Source organism: Hyphomicrobiales bacterium, from assembly GCA_039973685.1.
GTDB lineage: Bacteria > Pseudomonadota > Alphaproteobacteria > Rhizobiales > JACESI01 > JACESI01.
Window position 1 is genome coordinate 19,034 of record JBDWKL010000009.1, and the last position, 16,852, is coordinate 35,885.

Sequence of the window (16,852 nt, forward strand, 5' to 3'; positions counted from 1 at the left end):
ATACAATGGCTAGAATGACTTTCCTTTGTGACGCTGAACGCTGCATTGAATGCAACGCTTGTGTCACAGCATGTAAGAATGAAAACGAAGTGGCGTGGGGTATTAACCGCCGTCGCGTGGTGACGTTGAAAGACGGTCAACCAGGCGAGCGCTCTTTGTCGATTGCTTGTATGCACTGCTCCGACGCTCCATGCTCGGCTGTTTGTCCGGTAGATTGTTTCTACCGCACAGACGACGGTGTGGTTCTGCACTCTAAAGACCTCTGCATTGGCTGTGGTTATTGCTTCTACGCGTGTCCATTTGGCGCGCCGCAATATCCGCAAGTGTCAAACTTTGGTACACGCGGCAAGATGGACAAATGTACCTTCTGTGCTGGCGGTCCTGAAGAAGACCTGTCGCAAGCAGAGTTCGTCAAATACGGTCGCAACCGTTTGGCGGAAGGCAAATTGCCACTTTGTGCGGAAATGTGTTCCACAAAAGCTCTACTCGCTGGTGACGGCGATGTGGTCTCAGCTGTTTACCGCGAGCGCGTTGTCGCCCGTGGCTTCGGTTCAGGCGCATGGGGCTGGGGCACAGCTTACGGAACGAAAACCGGTGGCTAAACCAGTTAACTCACCAGCATGCTTTAAGAGCTTAAGCTGTTGATTTGACACCTAAGAGGCGGCTTTTCGTTCCAGAAAAGCCGCCTTTTTGCTAAAATCGACAAGCGCTGCAAAAAGCGCGTCTTTAAAAGATTTCAAGCGTCAGTCTTAAAATAAAAGACAACGCAATAGGGAGTGTATCCGTGCCTTACGATACCAATTTGAATACACACAAAAACCGTGCACCGCGTGCTGCCGTGAAGCAGCGTTCTGTCGGCCAGTGGATGGCTATTTTATGGCTAATGGCGTCAGTGCTTTTCATTGGTGCGCTTTTGCTTGCACCCACAATGAGCCACGCGCAAACAGCTGAAAGCCCTGTGGCAGGCAATGTGCCGGGTGGCTCTTCTGGTGCAACGTCAGATTCAGAATTATGGCGAGCACTCAAGGGTGGCGAAAAGCTTACAACCCAAAACAAAGACCCAAATGCTGGTGTTGCCATTCAAACCAACGGCCAAGAATGGCGGATCATTAAAAACGGATCTTACCCCACCTATTCAGCTTGGGGCATTCTTGGAACCATCGGCATTTTATGTTTGTTCTTCGCGATCCGAGGGCGCATCCGCATTGGACATGGCGGCCCGACTGGCGAAACCATCTCACGCTTCAAATTGATCGAACGCCTCGGCCATTGGCTGCTTGCTTCAAGCTTTATCATTTTGGCGCTAACGGGATTAAACTTGGTCTACGGTAAAGACTTACTCTTGCCGCTGATTGGCAAAGAAGCCTTTGCATCCATCACCATATTTGGAAAACTGATCCACAATTACGTGGCCTTCTCCTTCATGTTGGCTCTCATTTGGGTTGCGATCGCCTGGATTGCCTACAACATCCCTCACCCACGTGACCTTATGTGGTTCCTGCGCGGGGGCGGCATTTTGGGCGGTGGACATCCACCAGCTAAAAAATTCAATGCTGGACAGAAGGTGATTTTCTGGGTGGTGATCTTGGGCGGTCTGTCCTTGTCACTTTCTGGTTGGACACTCTTGTTCCCCTTCACAACCGAACATTTCGCCTCCACATTTGGCGTCGTGAATTCAATATTCGGTAGCGAATTGCCAACCGCTTTGTCCCCCTTGCAAGAACAGCAATTGGCTCAGCTATGGCACGGCATCATGTCAGTTATCATGACCTGCATCATCATCGCGCACATCTATATCGGCTCCATCGGTATGGAAGGCGCTGCTGCTGCCATGACAACAGGTGATGTTGACCGCACATGGGCGTCTGAACACCACAGCCTTTGGGTTGAGGAAGAAGATGCAAAATCTGACCGCGCAGTCCAAGCGGCGGAATGAAACGAGTGATCGCGTCATGGGCGTTGTGGATCACCAGTTACTAAAATTTAAAAGCGCGGCCTTTGCTGTCGCGCTTTTAACTGTGCTTGCACCAAGTGTTGCAAAAGCCAACCCATTTCCTGACAAGTTAGAAGGCCACGGCGGACCAATCCGTTCCATTGCCGTGTCTGATGACGGCAAAACCGCCCTCACCGCTTCATTTGATTATGGGATTATCGTTTGGGATTTATCACCCCACGGCGCGAAAATACGCCACCGCCTTTCAGGCCACGATGCTGCCGTCAATGATGCCGTCTTCGTATCTGGCTCAAACGAAATCGTCTCCGTATCAGATGACGGTAGCTTTGCTATTTGGAACAGTGAGACGGGCGAACTTTTAGAAAAGATGGCCGACACGCCGGTCAAAGTTCTCGATGCAGCCACGTCACCAGATGGCAAGATGGCGGCAATTGCACGTTGGGACGGCACCGCCCGCTTGTTTGATATAAAAGCGCGCAAAGAAATCGCGAAACTTGAAGGCCATCGCGGCAACGTTAATTCTGTCACATTCTCAACAGACAGCAAAACGGTTTACACTGGTTCATATGATGGCACCGTGCGGGCATGGCGTTCTGATGATGGTGCGCTTATCGATCAGGTCTATAACCACGGTTGGGGCATCAACGTCATTGCCGCAGCCCCTGACAACACGCTCTTCTTCGGCGGCTTAGATGGCACTGTTAGTGCTGTCGACGCAAAAACGGGCACGCTGAAAAAAGAGCTTTCAAAATTCGACCGCCCCGTCCTCGCCCTCACCTTGTCACCAGATGGCAAGACCTTGGCAAGTGGCAATGGCGCTGGTTTCGTCAACCTATATGACACGACAACCCTCACCCAAAAACGCGACGCAGCAGGATCATTCGGCCCTATATGGGGCATTGCCTTCACTGGTAACAACGATGCGCTTTATCTGGTGGGATTGGATGATTTTGCCAGCTGGCACCCGCTTGGCAAAGGCGCAAAACTGAAGCCTGTCAAAAGCAAATTCCCGCGCCGTTTTCAATTATCCAATGCTGAGAGCGAAGGCCAATTAGAGTTTCAGCGAAAATGCTCTGTCTGTCACACTTTAACGCCTGATGGCGCGAACCGCGCGGGGCCGACGCTCTATGACGTCTTTGGCCGCAAGGCTGGCACCTTGGACGGATACACTTTTTCAAAGGCTATTATCGCGTCAAATATCATCTGGAATGCCAAAACCATCGCACAATTGTTCGATGATGGGCCTGATGTGATGATACCTGGGACAAAAATGCCTGTTCAACGATTAAAATCGATTGAAAGACGCGACGAACTGGTAGAGTTTTTAAAGAAAGCAACAGCACCACAGGGTGCTGTAAAACAGGGAGATACAAAACAATGAAATCTATTATTGGCGGTATCGTCATTATGGTCATCGTCGCCTTTGTTGGCGGCTCACTCTTCAATGCAACATTCAGCCAAACCGCTGGTGAAACACATGTTTCGCAAAACGGTTCTGTTCGGTTGGGTAACTAGGGCTTGGTCCCAAAGAAAGAACACTATGTCAGAAGAAACATTCAACATGTCGATGCGCAAATTTCTCAAGCAAGTCGGTGTGACATCACAGCAAGAAATTGAACGCATCGTGCGCGACAGCAATCTTGCTGGACAATCAAATTTGAAAGTGAAAGTTGTCCTCACCGCAGAAGGCACAGACCTAAATCATGTGGTCGATGGCAACATTGAGCTTGGCTGATTAATGACCCCACAATTCCCACCCATGATGAGCGGCCACGAATTAAAGGCCGATCAAAGCCCTGCCCGCAAAGCAGTTGGCGGTGCTGTAAAAGGTAAATACAGCGCCGGTGACATTTTGTGGGTACGCGATGAAGATACCCTTGATTGCGCCATCGTGTTGGAACCTGAGGTTTCACGCGAAGAAGCATTGTCGATGGTGTTCACCAAGATGGTGGCCATTGGTGACGCGGTGGGTGCCATCGCACCGCCAGAAATCGCCATCACGTATCATTGGCCCAACAAGGTGCTGGCAAACGGCGCCTTGATTGGCAAAGTTGACGCGATCTTCAGCGAACGTGACCAAGACGGTTCGCCCGTTTTCATGGTGCTCGCCATCAATCTCAAAGTCCGACCAACAGCGGATAATATTGATCCAGGCCTTGATGAAAGCCAAACCACTTTATGGGACGAAGGCTGTGGCGATCTTGACGCGCTTCAAGTACTCGATTCAATGGCCCGCCATTTCATGACATGGATCCACACATGGGAAGAAGAAGGCATGCAGCCCATTCTCACCCAACTTGATGGCCGAATGGAACAAGGTCATGCCCTCTCAGTTGGCGGTGAGAACGGGAGCTTTCTGGGGTTAGATGAGCATGCCAATTTGATCTTGAAAAAAGAAGCAGGTGGCAGTGCTGTGATAAAAGCCATCGATGTGCTCAACACCAGCCTTGAGGCGCATCTGCCATGAAGATGTTAAAGACCATCCATTTTGACCAGACCGACGGCAACGTTTACGAGCATCCTGCTGGTACGGACGAATGGGCAATTTCCGGTGCCTTCGCTTTTTCACGGCTTGAAGAAGATGAGATCAAGGGCAAACTGAAACAAGCTTTTTCAAACGGCTTTCTGTCACTGGAAAATTTTGGTCGTGCAACCTTTGCAACAGTGGCTGAGATTGAAGCTGATCAGAAAACAGAACTGACCGAAAAGCTCGCTCAACATTTTCATGAAAGCTATGGCGCACCATCGACCAATGTCGCTTTGCCTGTTGCTGGCCACGAGATTGAGTACATTGAATCCCTATGTGCGGAACACCCAATCAACACCGTGTTTACTGTCCGTCGTTTTTTTGATGACAACGGCGATATGCGCGAAGAATTTAGAACCGTTACGCCACCATCCGAGCCGATCCACACGAAGATTTGGGAGATCGTCGAAGATGAATGATCAAGCTGACACCACACAAGACTTCTGGAAATCAGCGGGTTTTCATCTCGTCAACAAAAATGCCGATGGCTGGCTAGAAGTCACCGCCGACTTGCTGCGTGCTTATTACACGCGGCCAGAAATTCACCCAATTGACGAATCCTGTGCGGATGAGCACCGCGTGTTCGAAGCCTTGATGAGTGATCCGTTTATGACGGTCAGCGATGAAGACATTGCCACCATCAAAGATGCAGCGGCACAAGAAAACTACCGCGTCATTCTGGGCTATCGTGATTTTCTCATCAAGCACGGTTCTATTGAAGCAGCTTATAGCGCGCTGTTTAATAGCGGTGAGAACATCACCATCCCGCCGATTTTCATTGATCAACTGACCCATCTGATCATGCGCAATGTCATGGATGGCACACACGATCCAATGCAGCTACGTGCTGCCGAACTTTTCTTCCGCGATCAAAAAGTCACCACTGACGATGGCCAACTGATGTTTGCCGACAGCGAAATCCTCGACATGCGCCAGAAAGACGGTGGTCTTGGTGGATTGGGCGCGCTGATTGCAGAAAGTGGAACGCCCTTGCGCGATGTGTCGCTCGATATTTTAAGCGAGGAAAACAAGGACACCTATAAAGAGCGTTCTGACCGTTTCGATACAGCGATCGATTTCCGCTTTACAGAACCCGCCAATGACGCCTTTGCACGGGTGATTGAGAAGTGGGTCGGCCACTTCTTCAAAATCCGCGTGCGGGTGCAGGCCATGCAAACCATCAAGGATGATGCATGGCGTTGGCATGTTGGGCTGGACGCTGCGGCCAATGATTATCTCAATAAGCTTTATCAAGGCGAGATCGAGTTTGACCCGACGACCACGAAACTCGCAGGACTATTCAGCCTCACATTTCTAAATCGTAACGACGCAGATAAACGCCTTGGCGATAAGCCCGTTTATCTAGGGCTTGCGATGGACAGCAATAATGAGGTTAAATTAAAACCACAAAACCTTTTGACCAATCTACCGGTGCGAAAGGCGAACAGCTGAGACACTCAGCCTACAGGGAGAGAGCAAATGACAACGGCAAATGACGAACGGTTCCTTCATGGCATACCTGCGCGATTTATAATCGGTTTGATCGGCGTGGTCTGTCTCGGGTTTATCGTAACCCACTGGAATGAAGAAGTGATGGCACTTGGAAGTTCATCGTCAAACGATAACGCTGTGCAAGCCTCGCAAGCAACAAACGGCGGGCGCGTATCAGAAGCGAACCCAGAACTAGCCGCCTGCCTCGACGAGCGCCTCGGCCATGTAGCACAAATGCAAGAAGACGGCGTGATCAGCGAAAAACAGGCAGCAGCCTTCTCACAACGCGCAACATCGCTTTGTAACGTGCAGAACCCATCTTAATACGCCCATTTTAAACGCGCTGGATCAGCCATTTAGAAGGCTATCAAACGTTACAGTTGCAAAGCTGATAAACAAAAAAGCCCCGACATGATATCGGGGCTTTTATTATCGATTAAACGGGGCCTATACCTTGAAGCCAGTGATCCATACATCGTGTAAGTTACACATGGACAGGGCATAAAGTTGACCGCTTTGGCCTTTGAGGCTGTGTTGAGTAATTGGTGCGTCTTTGTCTGGATCGAATAGCTTTTCATCGACCAGCTGGAAATTTTCATCCAACAATTGATGCTTGACGATGTAGTGTTCAAAGCCACGCATTTCATGACCCGTTACGATTTCAATATTTGACGCCGTGCGTTCAATCGTAGGTGCGTGCCCTTTTTCTTTTCCAGCCCAGCGTCCTGGGTTTTCAGATGTAAAAAAGACAGTGCCAGCAAGTGGGCCATTTAGACCAGCCTTTTCTCCTGCTTGCGCACTAATCGTATTCAAGATGACAGGTGCAGTAGTACCAACAAGTCCTGCCTTCAAAATAATTCGACGATTAATCATCCTTATTATCCTCCTAGTTTTGGTTTCTCCTCATTCCATAGTGGGCTGGTATCAAAACTTGTCTAGGGGCAAGAAGCCTGTTCTCACGTGCTTTTGAAAGGTTGTTATAATCTGCTCCACACAAACGGCATCTAATAGCAAAATTGCCAAACCATGCATTGAGCGAATATGCGACCTATCGCCTTATCTTCACATGGCTTTGGTTCAATTCAGAAACCTCAGAACACCCCATCAACCGCATATCGCGTTCCAATTCCGCACGCATAAGGCCAAGGGCGCGATCCACACCAGGCTGTCCGGCGGCTGCAAGTGGATAAAGATAATAGCGCCCAACACCGACGGCTTTCGCCCCTAGAGCAAGCGCTTTGAGAACATGGGTGCCACGCTGGATACCGCCGTCGATAATCACATCAAGCTTATCGCCAACGGCGTCGACGATCTCACTCAATTGATCAAAGGCCGTGCGTGATCCATCGAGTTGTCGCCCTCCATGATTTGAGAGGATAATGCCCGTGCATCCAATGTCTGCAGCACGCTTTGCATCTTCAACGCTCATAATACCTTTAAGGCAAAATTGTCCGTCCCATTCTGCAACCATTTTGGCAACGTCATCCCAATTCATTGATGGGTCAAGCATATCGGTGAAGTAGCGCCCGATAGACATTGCTCCACCACCCATGTCGACATGTTCGTCCAATTGCGGCAATCGGAACCGCTCATGGGTCACGTAGTTGATGCCCCACATAGGCTTCATTGCAAACTGGGCAAGGCCGCCGAGTGTGAGGCGGAAGGGGATGGAAAAACCAGTGCGCAGATCACGCTCACGGTTTCCGCCTGTAATCGAATCCACCGTCAGCATCATCACCTCAATGCCCGCCTCTTTCGCCCGCTGCATCATTGCTGAGTTAAGGCCGCGATCTTTGTGGAAATAGAATTGATAGACTTGTGGATTGGCGTGCTTTTTACGCAGTTCTTCCATACTCACCGTACCAAGAGAGGAGACGCCAAACATGGTGCCGTGTTTTTCAGCCGCCGCCGCAACTGCGCGCTCGCCTTGGTGATGGAATAATCGTTGCAGAGCCGTCGGCGAGCAATAGACAGGCATATCGAGTTTTTGCCCCATCACCTCAACTGATAGATCAACATCACTCACACCGCGAAGGACATTTGGAACCAAATCACAATCGTCGAAGGAAGATGTATTACGGCGCATCGTGCCTTCATCATCAGAGCCGCCATCAATATAATTGAATATCGGCCCAGGCAGACGCTTGCGCGCAAGGGTTCTAAAATCATGGTGATTGTGACACTGCGCCAGACCCATTGATAACTCCTATTCAATGACGATTATTATAATTGGTATATCCTATAAGCTAAAATTGGTAAATAAACTAGACCAATAATTAAATAGGTTAGTTTTTCACAACCACGAGGTCACACGAAAGCGGAAGCGATCGTTCAAGACTCGGCTGAAGACGCCTCTACAGCGTCCAATATCTGTTTAGGTTATGCGGCTAATGCGGCCCAACACCCCCTCAATAAAATCAAAAGGGTTGAGATCGCGGACCAACGCTTCTCAATAATACAAGCAAGCAAAGATAAAAGGCGGGGTAATTTACCCCACCTCTTTGATGTGTCTTAGTGCTTGATCAGGAAGTCTTCCATCGATAGCCCCTGCTCTTCGCTATCAATGTAATCTTGCGTCGTACGAATACGAGGACGCTCGCCTCCAGTGAACGGATCACCGCCTGCTTCTGCTTGGGCTTCCACGCGGCAATCACCGCACATTTTGATAAGCTCTGAACGGCTTTCGTCGGCGAACATATAGTGCTTGCCTGCTAGCTGGTCAGAGATGCGGTTGATGGTTGATTTGGTCGCGAAGGGTGTGCCGCATCGAATACACTCGAAAGGCTCTTCTTCCTTTAGGGTGATCGGCTGCATGGCGGCGGCTGAAAAATCAAGTTGCGGTTCAAGAGTGAGCGCTTTTTCAGGACAGGTCTTTACGCATAACGAACATTGCACGCAGGCTTGTTCAACAAAGCGCAATTTCGGTTCGCCCGGTGTGTCCATCAACGCATTGGCCGGACAGGTGGAAACGCACGCCATACACAAAGTGCAGGCTTCCAAATTCATCGCAACACGGCCATAAGGCGATTGCTCAGGCAAGGCGATTGGGCCTTCAACGTTTGAGCTTTCTGCAAGTTTTGCAACGGCCATGCGGGCAAGACTGCGCTTCTCACCGCTCGCTACAAAACTATGCGGTGCACGTTCGCACGCATCAAGATCATAGAGCAGGTTTTCCAAAAGCTCAGGATCAGGTTCAGTTGAACACTGCAGCGAACCACCTAGCTCTAGGCCTGAAAGCATTGCTTCAACAAGTTCGATTTCAAGATTAAGACCGGACAATTCATCTTGCTTTTGTGGATCACATAAAAACACGATATCACCGAAGCCTGCCACCAAGGCTGCCAACATTTCTGTATGGCCAAACACAGTTGGTGAATGGACAGCCATTGGCAATGTGTTCGCCGGAAGCCCACGCGAGAACCGAGCCATCGCGTCAATGATTGGCGTTCCAAAACTATCATCATGCACCAAAAGCACAGGCTTTGTGCCACCCGCGCTATGGTAGGTTTCGCTCAATGTCATCAAGCGTGTGACCATATCTTGACGGGTCGGGAAATTATAGGAGATCGCGCCTGTTGGACAAACCGAATGGCAAGAACCACAACCACCGCAAACCAGTGGGTCAATCTCGACATTCTCACCATTAGGCGTGATTGCACCTGCAGGGCATACATCCAGACAGTTAGAGCAGCCTGTTTTTTGGTTGCGCGAATGGGCACAGATATTGGCGTCATACTCCACATAGATCGGCTTTTCGAACTCGCCAACCATATCGCTTAGATCGAAGACTGCCCGCATCAAGGCTGCTTGGTCGGTCGGCTCGACATGCACATAGCCATCACGCTTTTCGTGCCCCACCATAAGAGGCGTATCGCCACTCACATCAAGGATAAGGCTGCATGTTGAATTGACATCGTCTTTTGCCATGATGAAGCTTGGCTCGTGGCGCGATGAAGGCACCAAGGCGGCGTGGTCATCAACGATCACTTTAAACCCGCCGAATGCGCCTGCAACCGATTTAATTCGGCCTTTGTAAATCGCAAAATCGAGTGTTTGGGGCAACACCACATCACTGGCATCTGTAAGGATTAGTGTGACAGATAGGCGCGACGATAAAAGCTTAGCTGCTTCCAAGGCTTCTTGACCACGACCATAAACAAGGCACAAGCCATCTGATTGAATGGTACGAAGGCGCGGTGGTTCTGCGTTATGAAGTGCTTCTTTAATGAGGGCAGCAATCTTAGGCGTCGTTGACGCTTCATCCGTGCTCCAGCCTGCCCGTTCGCGAATGTTGACGAACCGTGGTGTTGCTTGAAGCCCCTCTTCCTCGATGATCTCACCGAACAAAGGCGCTTCCTGCGTACAGGCGATAATCAATTCGCCCTCGCCAGTTGCCTCGCGCTCAAAAGCGCTTAGGTCACGCCGACACAAATTTGAATGAACCTTGAGGTCTCCAACACCCAGAGCATCACCAAGTGCTGCCCCATCAAGTTCCATAGTTTTTTCGCAATTACAAACCAATATACGCGACGTCTCGCCCATTCAGTCCTCCCAAACTGTTTGAAGCGATAGAGAACCACGCCTTTGACCGTTTAGCAAACATTGCGCGCCAAAAAACTCAATTTAATCAGAGTGCTGTCAATTCTAGGATGACAAGCGGGTTCATTTGAGGCTAGACTTTACATACATTCGGGAGGAAACCGATGGGCGATCATCAAACCGAAGACATTGAAGACGTACTAACGAAGCGAGAACTATCAATTCCCCTTGGTATAGTCTTAGAAAAACGAAAATCCACGCACCCTTGGGGTGATTGGATTTTGCGGCCTGTGTCCGTGTTACCAGGTGCTGGCCCTGTCAATGATTGGGTGTCGTTGCACAAGCATGAAGGTGTTGAGCATTTTCACATCGCAACCTTGCCGCTCACCCTTCACCGCAAAGAGACGGAAGCTTTTAAAATCAACATCGAAAGCGAAAGCCCGCACCTCTATGTGGTTATGCGCGAAGATGATGAGAGCGAAGAGCGGCCAGTTAGTGTGCATGTGGTGACCGCTTCCCCTTATGACGCTCAAGATTATATGGATACATCTGAAGACTTGATCGAGAAAGTCCCGATGCCTGACAGTATTTTGGAATGGATCAAAGCCTTCATCAATGAGCACCATGTTGAGGAAACATTCAAAAAGCGACGTCGGGATAAATTGAATGTTGAAGATCAGAAATTCGGCAAACAGCCAATTTTCACTTCACCAACCCGCCATTAATCAGGATATTTGCAGGATCAATCATGGCGACAGAAGATGACAAAGGTTTTTTCTCACGTTGGTCCGGCCGCAAACGGGCCATAGCGGCAGGTGATGATGTTGTTCAAGATGATCCACACTTAGCGCCGCCCGTTGATCTGGTAGAGCCTGAAAACGCCGAAGAAGAAACCGCGCGTCTAGCTGAATTGACCGCCAACCGCGAAGCAGCAGAAGCAATTGATATTGAGGCGCTCGACTACGATTCTGATTATTCCACGTTCTTCAAAGAGGGTGTGCCACCGTTATTAAAACAAAAAGCCATGCGGCTTTTATGGCGCTCCAATCCTGTCCTCGCCAATATTGACGGGCTTTGCGATTATGATGAGAATTTCGGTGATCCATCGCTTATCTTGGAAAAATTCGAATCTGCTTACCAAATTGGCAAAGGTTACTTTGTCGAAGATAAAGAAGATGTCGAAGAAGAAGTTGCCTCTGATGAAGCCCTCGAAGCGGACTTAGAAAATACTGAAGGCGATGACAACTTAGCTGACGCAAGCGAACAAGAAGAGACTGCAGACGACGAAGTTACTGAGCCTGAATTGACCACGAATGATAATGTTGAGCTTGCTCAAAATGAGACTGATGATCAACTCGCGAGCGATTTTGAGCTAGAAGAAGTGGCACTAGAACGCCCCCGCGTCTCATTACGCAAGAGACTTCAGTTCGAGAGTTAGCCTTATAACTGTCTGTTATTAAAACAAATTATCCAACATCAACGCTCCAACAACCAATCACGCTGCTGTGACTAACGGTGAGGTTTTGCTTTCGCTTGTTTGATTTGCATGTGTGAAAGGATGCGTCCATCTTAAGTACAAGAGAAGTAGGCCCATTGGCGCCAAATTTCACTTTGCATTGAGGTAGATTATGAAAACACTTTTGATCTCAGCTTTCGCTTCCGCCGTTCTTGTTGCAGGTGTGGCTTATGCTGATAACGCCCCAACATCACAAGCGTTGCTAGAGACTTCTATCGCTACGTCAAAATAAGACCCCGCCAAAGCAATGGGCCAAATCTCCGGAAATACTATAAAAGCGGTCATACCGCTTTTTCTTTTGCCTAAATTTTGAAACCAACGGCAATCAAAGAACGACTTTCTGTCCACTCTCATTGGATTGATAAATCGCGTCGACGAGCTTTAAAATAGCGAGATAGTCGCGGCCAGTATTTTCAAACCGGCCCGCACCCTTAAATGCATCAACGACGTGTTGCTGCAGCGTATAGACGCAATCACCAGCGAACCCATCGTTGGTTTCTGGACCTTGATAAAGCACCGTGCTTTCAACCGCGCCAAACGCTCGCAACCGCACCACCCCCTCACCATCAAGCGACAAGGTGCCTTTGGTGCCCTCAATTTGACATTCACCAAAGGTTTGTCGGCAATTGCAGCTTGCGTGGTCAAGGTGGCGATTACCATCAAAAAGCGCCTGTTTGCCACCATCAAATTCCATGATGAAATAGCCAGCATCTTCGCCCTTAATATCGTCATTCATACGGCGAAGGTCCGCGTAAATGCTGGATGGTTTCCCCATCAAAAAACAAAATGTATCAACCCAATGAACGCCTGTTTCATGGATCAGGAACTTTTCCATTGATTGGAAATAGGGCTGCCGATCAAGATAAGCCTCGCACCCTTGGCCATCACCTGTGCGAAGTTTGAAGGTAAGTTGATGAACATCCCCCACCTGCCCCTTATCCATCGCGTCTTTCATGATACGATACCAAGGTTGAAAGCGGAAGTTCTCATGGATAATAAGCGGAATACCTGCTTCTTCGCATAGGTTCACCGCCCGTTCGGCTTCTTCAATCGACCTACAAAAAGGCTTTTGGCAAATCAGAAGATCAACGCCAGCGCTTACGCATTCTTGGATCAATTCATAATGCGTATGAGGCGGGGTGATGATATCGACCACATTAGGCGCATGGTTTTTGACCATCGTTTTAATGTCTGAATAGGCAGCAAGGCCTGTCTCTTTCGCCGCATCAATATTTTGATCAACGGCTGCAACCAAGGCTACGCCGTCAATGCGTTTCCATGCCTGATGGTGAAATTGGCTAAAATACCCAGCGCCAACACATGCAACCTTTATCACACCCACTGATCCTATTTTCTAAGCGGCCTTATTATTTCAAACTTACCTGTTCGCCACAAAAGACACTAGCCAACCCATTGAAGAGCGAGTGCTGCAACCAATAGGTATCGAGCGAATTTGGCAATTGCGACCAAAGCAACAAAGCTCCAAAGCGGTTCTCGCAAGAAACCAGCAACCACGGTCAAAGGATCGCCGATAACAGGCACCCAGCTTAACAGTAAGCTCCAGCGCCCATATTTGCGATACCAACCGCTCGCCCGCTCCATGCCTTCAACCGACACGGGAAACCATTTTCGATCGTGAAAACGTTCAAAGCCGCGTCCCAGCACCCAATTGACGATAGCACCAAGCGTGTTGCCAAGGCCTGCGGCCAATATCAGCAGACTCACAGAATAATCACCCCCTATTATAAGGGCAGCAAGACCAAGTTCTGACTGAGCAGGTAAAATCGTGGCGGCAAGGAACGCGACCGAGAATAAGCCTGCATAAACGGCAATATCACTCATGAAAAAATTGCCACGGCAGGCTTCAAAAGATTAAACGTTTGGATCGGCGAGATGATTTCGAAGCATTTCACCATAGGTTTTCATCATCTCATTCACGTATGCTTCTTGATCATCAACCTCAACAATGTTCTTGCCAACATGAGCGTTGTATCGCGAGGCGGCATAAAGAAATGCCATGTGAAGATCCGTCGCTTTGACCTTTTGGTTTTGCCGATTGGCGACATCAATGAAGCCATCAGCAACCTTTAAAAAGGCAGCCGTATCGAGTGTACCCTCAGCACGGGCCGCACGACGCTCTTCGCGATTTCCGTCATCTTTCATGATGCATCCACTTTTTTAGCGTTTGGGACAAACAAGGTCTGCCCGTCAATTTGATAGGTGCCGATTAGCTTTTGTGCTTTCTCACTTACCAACCATGCTTCCAACTTCTTGGCCAAGCTTGATTTGATGTGAGGGTGTTTCTCAGCGTTCAGCGTCAACAAAGCATATTGGTTGAATAATTTCGGATCACCCCAATTCAACAAAGCTAGGTTGCCTTTGTTTTTGAAGTTCAGCCACGACGCACGGTCGGCCAGAATATAGGCGTTCATGCCGCTTGCAATGTTCAGCGCCGCCCCCATTCCAGCACCAACTTCGCGGTACCAGGAACTATCATGAGCCGCAGTATCAAAGCCTGCCGCTTTCCAAAGTGAGATTTCACGTTTGTGGGTACCGCTTTCATCGCCGCGAGAGACGAAGGGTGATTTTGTGGTCGCGATATTCTTGAGGGCTGTATGGGCGTTTTTGCCATCAGCTAGTTTCGCCGGATCGTCCTTTGGTCCGATGAAGACGAAATCATTGTACATAATCTCGGTGCGGCGCGTTCCAAAACCTTCTTCAATGAAAAGCTCTTCAGCCTTTTTAGAATGAACCAGAACCGCATCCACATCACCTTGGCGGCCAAGCTTCAAGGCTTGTCCTGTGCCAACCACAAGCAGATGCACGTCAAGCCCCGTGTCTTTCTTGATCGCAGGTAGAAGCACATCTGACAGGCCAGAATTATGAAAAGATGTCGTTACAGCAAGGCGCATCGTGTCAGCTGCGTTTGCAAAAGAACTCATCCAAAAGAAGCTGAGCGACAACACCCAAGCAAGCATACGCATTACACAATTTCTCCTTCAACAAACCGTCGCGCTTCATCGCTTTGCGGTTTCTTCCAGAAGGAGTTTGCCTCAGTATTTTCAAGCAGTCGAGCCTCATGTAGGAAAATAATATTCTTCGCCAATCGTCTGGCTTGCCCCATATCATGGGTGGTCATGATAATTTCAACACCATCAAGAACAGCTTGCTGGATCAACGCTTCAATATCGCGCATTGCCTGTGCATCAAGGCTGGCCGTCGGTTCGTCGAGCAAGAGCAGATCAGGCTTCGTCACCAAGGCGCGGGCAATGGCGAGCTTTTGTGCTTCGCCGCCAGAAAGAAACGTCGCCCGTGTTGTCTCGCTGCCCTTCAAGCCAACTCGTTCAATCATCGCCAGAGCGCTTTGTCTCGCTTCATCACGCGCAACACCGCGAAGCGACAGCGGGTAGATCACATTATCTAAAGCCGAACGCCTCAGCATGATTGGTTTTTGAAACACGAAACTCTGCTTGCTACGCACCTGCTGAATATCATCGACGGCAAAAGCCACACGCCCTTGTCGTGCTCTTTCCAGCCCATGGATAAGCCGTAGCAAGGTCGTCTTACCAGCGCCATTAGGACCGATGATCATTGTCGGCCCGCCAGCATCAATGGTGGTGGAAACAGGCCCAACCAAAACTTTCGAGCGTTTTGAAACGACAGCCTCTTCAAGGCGGATGGGAAGGAGTGTGCTCACCATGTTCCCTCCCGTTCTGTTTTAGAGACAGTGTGGATCAAAAGGTTCAGCACGACAGCGATCATGATCAAGACGATGCCCAGCGCTAAGGCGAGCGAGAAATCGCCCTTCCCTGTTTCAAGCGCGATAGCGGTCGTGAGCACGCGAGTTACATGATCAATGTTACCGCCAACAATCATAATCGCACCAACCTCACCAATTGCCCGCCCAAAGCCTGCAAGCACTGCTGTTAGCAAAGCGCGACGGGCATCAAACAATAAGGTGATTACGCGCTGCCAACGGCTTGTGCCGATGGAGATCAGCAAATCATGATAATTCGCCCATAGATCGCGGATGGATTGGTGAGTGATTGAAATGAGGATCGGAAGAATAATGATAACCTGAGCAATCACCATTGCTGTTGGGGTGAACAATAAGTCCAACACACCAAACGGACCAGAGCGCGACAGCAAGATATAAACCACGAGGCCTACAACAACCGGCGGCAAGCCCATGAAAGCGTTGATGATGGCAATGACATAGCGGCGAAAGCGAAAGCGGCGCACAGCAATCCACGCACCAAAGGGAAGACCGATTAAAGACGCGATCACCACAGCAGTAATTGTCACTTGCAGGGAGCGCCAGACGATTTCCATTAAATCCGCATCGAAACTGACCAAAAGCCAGAATGCGTGACTGAGTGCTGCAATGATGTCAGCCATGTCGTTTAGTCCGAAGAGTTACGCCGTAGTTCATCGTGCTTGATCTAGTCTTTCTTCAATGTTTCAGCGTAAGCGACTAAGGGATCAATATCATCAATTGTCAAAAAGATAAGCACTGTTGTTGGAGGATCTTGAGGATAATCAAAACCTTCAATCCGCACCACAGAAGGATGCGGCCTGCGCACGTGGAAGGTTTGGAAGCGCTCGCGCCAATCATCCAGCTCATTGACCATGAGTTGAAACGACGGTGTCGACGAAATACCGCCCTTGGGATTGATGTCTCCCACCACATGGCAACGCGTGCAATGCTGGCCAGCGGTCTTCTTACCAGCCGCAATTTCAGCATCATTGGCATGAGCTGTAGTCGCACCCAACAAGGCGAATATAGGTAGTATGAAACGCAACTTCCTCATCTGTCCTCCCAACA

At 49.4% G+C, this 16,852-nt stretch carries 21 protein-coding genes; 11 read left to right on the plus strand and 10 right to left on the minus strand.

Going from position 1 to position 16,852, the window contains the following annotated elements; genetic code table 11:
* Nucleotides 1-5 precede the first annotated feature (5 nt).
* The 9 genes from fdh3B to ABJO30_01405 all read left to right on the plus strand — a co-directional run bounded on the left by fdh3B (nt 6) and on the right by ABJO30_01405 (nt 6,296).
* Complete coding sequence (gene fdh3B, locus ABJO30_01365) at nt 6-602, plus strand: formate dehydrogenase FDH3 subunit beta (GenBank protein MEP3231457.1); 597 nt, start codon at nt 6-8, stop codon at nt 600-602.
* Nucleotides 603-784: 182 nt separating this feature from the next.
* Nucleotides 785-1,936 (plus strand): formate dehydrogenase subunit gamma, encoded by a 1,152-nt coding sequence (locus tag ABJO30_01370; GenBank protein ID MEP3231458.1) that lies wholly within the window; start codon nt 785-787, stop codon nt 1,934-1,936.
* Nucleotides 1,899-3,335 (plus strand): c-type cytochrome, encoded by a 1,437-nt coding sequence (locus tag ABJO30_01375; GenBank protein MEP3231459.1) that lies wholly within the window; start codon nt 1,899-1,901, stop codon nt 3,333-3,335. The genes ABJO30_01370 and ABJO30_01375 overlap by 38 nt, the downstream gene beginning before the upstream one ends.
* On the plus strand, nt 3,332-3,469 hold the full coding sequence (locus tag ABJO30_01380) for a hypothetical protein (protein MEP3231460.1): 138 nt from the start codon (nt 3,332-3,334) through the stop codon (nt 3,467-3,469). Before ABJO30_01375 ends, ABJO30_01380 begins: the two co-directional genes overlap by 4 nt.
* Nucleotides 3,470-3,494: 25 nt before the next feature.
* Nucleotides 3,495-3,689: a DUF6494 family protein gene (locus ABJO30_01385; protein ID MEP3231461.1), complete on the plus strand. Its 195-nt coding sequence runs from the start codon at nt 3,495-3,497 to the stop codon at nt 3,687-3,689.
* A 3-nt stretch (nt 3,690-3,692) separates the two neighbouring features.
* On the plus strand, nt 3,693-4,421 hold the full coding sequence (locus ABJO30_01390; GenBank protein ID MEP3231462.1) for a biotin/lipoate--protein ligase family protein: 729 nt from the start codon (nt 3,693-3,695) through the stop codon (nt 4,419-4,421).
* Entirely contained in the window at nt 4,418-4,900 is a 483-nt protein-coding gene (locus tag ABJO30_01395; protein ID MEP3231463.1) for a DUF6505 family protein, read from the plus strand. Before ABJO30_01390 ends, ABJO30_01395 begins: the two co-directional genes overlap by 4 nt.
* A complete protein-coding gene (locus ABJO30_01400) occupies nt 4,893-5,933 on the plus strand; it encodes a DUF6352 family protein (protein MEP3231464.1) in 1,041 nt (346 codons plus the stop codon). The genes ABJO30_01395 and ABJO30_01400 overlap by 8 nt, the downstream gene beginning before the upstream one ends.
* A 27-nt stretch (nt 5,934-5,960) precedes the next feature.
* The gene (locus ABJO30_01405) at nt 5,961-6,296 is read left to right on the plus strand and encodes a hypothetical protein (protein ID MEP3231465.1); all 336 of its coding nucleotides are present in this window, start codon (nt 5,961-5,963) and stop codon (nt 6,294-6,296) included.
* Nucleotides 6,297-6,419: 123 nt separating this feature from the next.
* Here ABJO30_01405 and ABJO30_01410 read toward each other — a convergent pair whose 3' ends face one another.
* From ABJO30_01410 to ABJO30_01420, 3 genes are all read right to left on the minus strand, one after another.
* Entirely contained in the window at nt 6,420-6,845 is a 426-nt protein-coding gene (locus ABJO30_01410; protein ID MEP3231466.1) for a desulfoferrodoxin family protein, read from the minus strand.
* Nucleotides 6,846-7,020: 175 nt separating this feature from the next.
* Complete coding sequence (locus tag ABJO30_01415) at nt 7,021-8,169, minus strand: alpha-hydroxy acid oxidase (protein MEP3231467.1); 1,149 nt, start codon at nt 8,167-8,169, stop codon at nt 7,021-7,023.
* Nucleotides 8,170-8,483: 314 nt separating this feature from the next.
* Nucleotides 8,484-10,514, minus strand: a complete 2,031-nt coding sequence (locus tag ABJO30_01420) for a 4Fe-4S binding protein (protein MEP3231468.1) — start codon at nt 10,512-10,514, stop codon at nt 8,484-8,486.
* Between the two features lie 161 nt (nt 10,515-10,675).
* Between ABJO30_01420 and ABJO30_01425 the strand changes: the two genes are divergently transcribed.
* Together ABJO30_01425 and ABJO30_01430 are read left to right on the plus strand one after the other, a co-directional pair.
* Nucleotides 10,676-11,236 carry a DUF3305 domain-containing protein gene (locus ABJO30_01425; protein MEP3231469.1) on the plus strand — a complete coding sequence of 187 codons (561 nt, stop codon included), beginning with the start codon at nt 10,676-10,678 and terminating at the stop codon, nt 11,234-11,236.
* Nucleotides 11,237-11,259: 23 nt separating this feature from the next.
* The gene (locus tag ABJO30_01430; protein ID MEP3231470.1) at nt 11,260-11,949 is read left to right on the plus strand and encodes a DUF3306 domain-containing protein; all 690 of its coding nucleotides are present in this window, start codon (nt 11,260-11,262) and stop codon (nt 11,947-11,949) included.
* Between the two features lie 403 nt (nt 11,950-12,352).
* On the opposite strand, the gene ABJO30_01435 is transcribed toward ABJO30_01430, so the two are convergent.
* From ABJO30_01435 to ABJO30_01465, 7 genes are all read right to left on the minus strand, one after another.
* The gene (locus ABJO30_01435; GenBank protein MEP3231471.1) at nt 12,353-13,363 is read right to left on the minus strand and encodes a Gfo/Idh/MocA family oxidoreductase; all 1,011 of its coding nucleotides are present in this window, start codon (nt 13,361-13,363) and stop codon (nt 12,353-12,355) included.
* 65 nt (nt 13,364-13,428) lie between these two features.
* Nucleotides 13,429-13,869: a YqaA family protein gene (locus ABJO30_01440; protein ID MEP3231472.1), complete on the minus strand. Its 441-nt coding sequence runs from the start codon at nt 13,867-13,869 to the stop codon at nt 13,429-13,431.
* Nucleotides 13,870-13,899: 30 nt separating this feature from the next.
* Nucleotides 13,900-14,190 (minus strand): DUF3144 domain-containing protein, encoded by a 291-nt coding sequence (locus tag ABJO30_01445; protein ID MEP3231473.1) that lies wholly within the window; start codon nt 14,188-14,190, stop codon nt 13,900-13,902.
* Nucleotides 14,187-15,011 (minus strand): substrate-binding domain-containing protein, encoded by an 825-nt coding sequence (locus ABJO30_01450; protein MEP3231474.1) that lies wholly within the window; start codon nt 15,009-15,011, stop codon nt 14,187-14,189. Before ABJO30_01450 ends, ABJO30_01445 begins: the two co-directional genes overlap by 4 nt.
* A complete protein-coding gene (locus tag ABJO30_01455) occupies nt 15,011-15,727 on the minus strand; it encodes an ATP-binding cassette domain-containing protein (protein ID MEP3231475.1) in 717 nt (238 codons plus the stop codon). The genes ABJO30_01450 and ABJO30_01455 overlap by 1 nt, the downstream gene beginning before the upstream one ends.
* Nucleotides 15,721-16,425 carry an ABC transporter permease gene (locus ABJO30_01460; GenBank protein MEP3231476.1) on the minus strand — a complete coding sequence of 235 codons (705 nt, stop codon included), beginning with the start codon at nt 16,423-16,425 and terminating at the stop codon, nt 15,721-15,723. The genes ABJO30_01455 and ABJO30_01460 overlap by 7 nt, the downstream gene beginning before the upstream one ends.
* 44 nt (nt 16,426-16,469) lie before the next feature.
* Nucleotides 16,470-16,838 (minus strand): hypothetical protein, encoded by a 369-nt coding sequence (locus tag ABJO30_01465; GenBank protein MEP3231477.1) that lies wholly within the window; start codon nt 16,836-16,838, stop codon nt 16,470-16,472.
* Between the last annotated feature and the right edge of the window lie 14 nt (nt 16,839-16,852).

What these genes read in the sequence shown, in the direction of transcription:
- ABJO30_01420 (MEP3231468.1), bottom strand. Translation starts at nt 10,514, where the DNA reads ATGGGCGAGACGTCGCGTATATTGGTTTGTAATTGCGAAAAAACTATG.
- ABJO30_01410 (MEP3231466.1), bottom strand. Translation starts at nt 6,845, where the DNA reads ATGATTAATCGTCGAATTATTTTGAAGGCAGGACTTGTTGGTACTACT.
- ABJO30_01430 (MEP3231470.1), top strand. Translation starts at nt 11,260, where the DNA reads ATGGCGACAGAAGATGACAAAGGTTTTTTCTCACGTTGGTCCGGCCGC.
- ABJO30_01445 (MEP3231473.1), bottom strand. Translation starts at nt 14,190, where the DNA reads ATGAAAGATGACGGAAATCGCGAAGAGCGTCGTGCGGCCCGTGCTGAG.
- ABJO30_01395 (MEP3231463.1), top strand. Translation starts at nt 4,418, where the DNA reads ATGAAGATGTTAAAGACCATCCATTTTGACCAGACCGACGGCAACGTT.
- fdh3B (MEP3231457.1), top strand. Translation starts at nt 6, where the DNA reads ATGGCTAGAATGACTTTCCTTTGTGACGCTGAACGCTGCATTGAATGC.
- ABJO30_01390 (MEP3231462.1), top strand. Translation starts at nt 3,693, where the DNA reads ATGACCCCACAATTCCCACCCATGATGAGCGGCCACGAATTAAAGGCC.
- ABJO30_01380 (MEP3231460.1), top strand. Translation starts at nt 3,332, where the DNA reads ATGAAATCTATTATTGGCGGTATCGTCATTATGGTCATCGTCGCCTTT.
- ABJO30_01385 (MEP3231461.1), top strand. Translation starts at nt 3,495, where the DNA reads ATGTCAGAAGAAACATTCAACATGTCGATGCGCAAATTTCTCAAGCAA.
- ABJO30_01455 (MEP3231475.1), bottom strand. Translation starts at nt 15,727, where the DNA reads ATGGTGAGCACACTCCTTCCCATCCGCCTTGAAGAGGCTGTCGTTTCA.
- ABJO30_01450 (MEP3231474.1), bottom strand. Translation starts at nt 15,011, where the DNA reads ATGCGTATGCTTGCTTGGGTGTTGTCGCTCAGCTTCTTTTGGATGAGT.
- ABJO30_01425 (MEP3231469.1), top strand. Translation starts at nt 10,676, where the DNA reads ATGGGCGATCATCAAACCGAAGACATTGAAGACGTACTAACGAAGCGA.
- ABJO30_01400 (MEP3231464.1), top strand. Translation starts at nt 4,893, where the DNA reads ATGAATGATCAAGCTGACACCACACAAGACTTCTGGAAATCAGCGGGT.
- ABJO30_01460 (MEP3231476.1), bottom strand. Translation starts at nt 16,425, where the DNA reads ATGGCTGACATCATTGCAGCACTCAGTCACGCATTCTGGCTTTTGGTC.
- ABJO30_01440 (MEP3231472.1), bottom strand. Translation starts at nt 13,869, where the DNA reads ATGAGTGATATTGCCGTTTATGCAGGCTTATTCTCGGTCGCGTTCCTT.
- ABJO30_01375 (MEP3231459.1), top strand. Translation starts at nt 1,899, where the DNA reads ATGCAAAATCTGACCGCGCAGTCCAAGCGGCGGAATGAAACGAGTGAT.
- ABJO30_01405 (MEP3231465.1), top strand. Translation starts at nt 5,961, where the DNA reads ATGACAACGGCAAATGACGAACGGTTCCTTCATGGCATACCTGCGCGA.
- ABJO30_01465 (MEP3231477.1), bottom strand. Translation starts at nt 16,838, where the DNA reads ATGAGGAAGTTGCGTTTCATACTACCTATATTCGCCTTGTTGGGTGCG.
- ABJO30_01415 (MEP3231467.1), bottom strand. Translation starts at nt 8,169, where the DNA reads ATGGGTCTGGCGCAGTGTCACAATCACCATGATTTTAGAACCCTTGCG.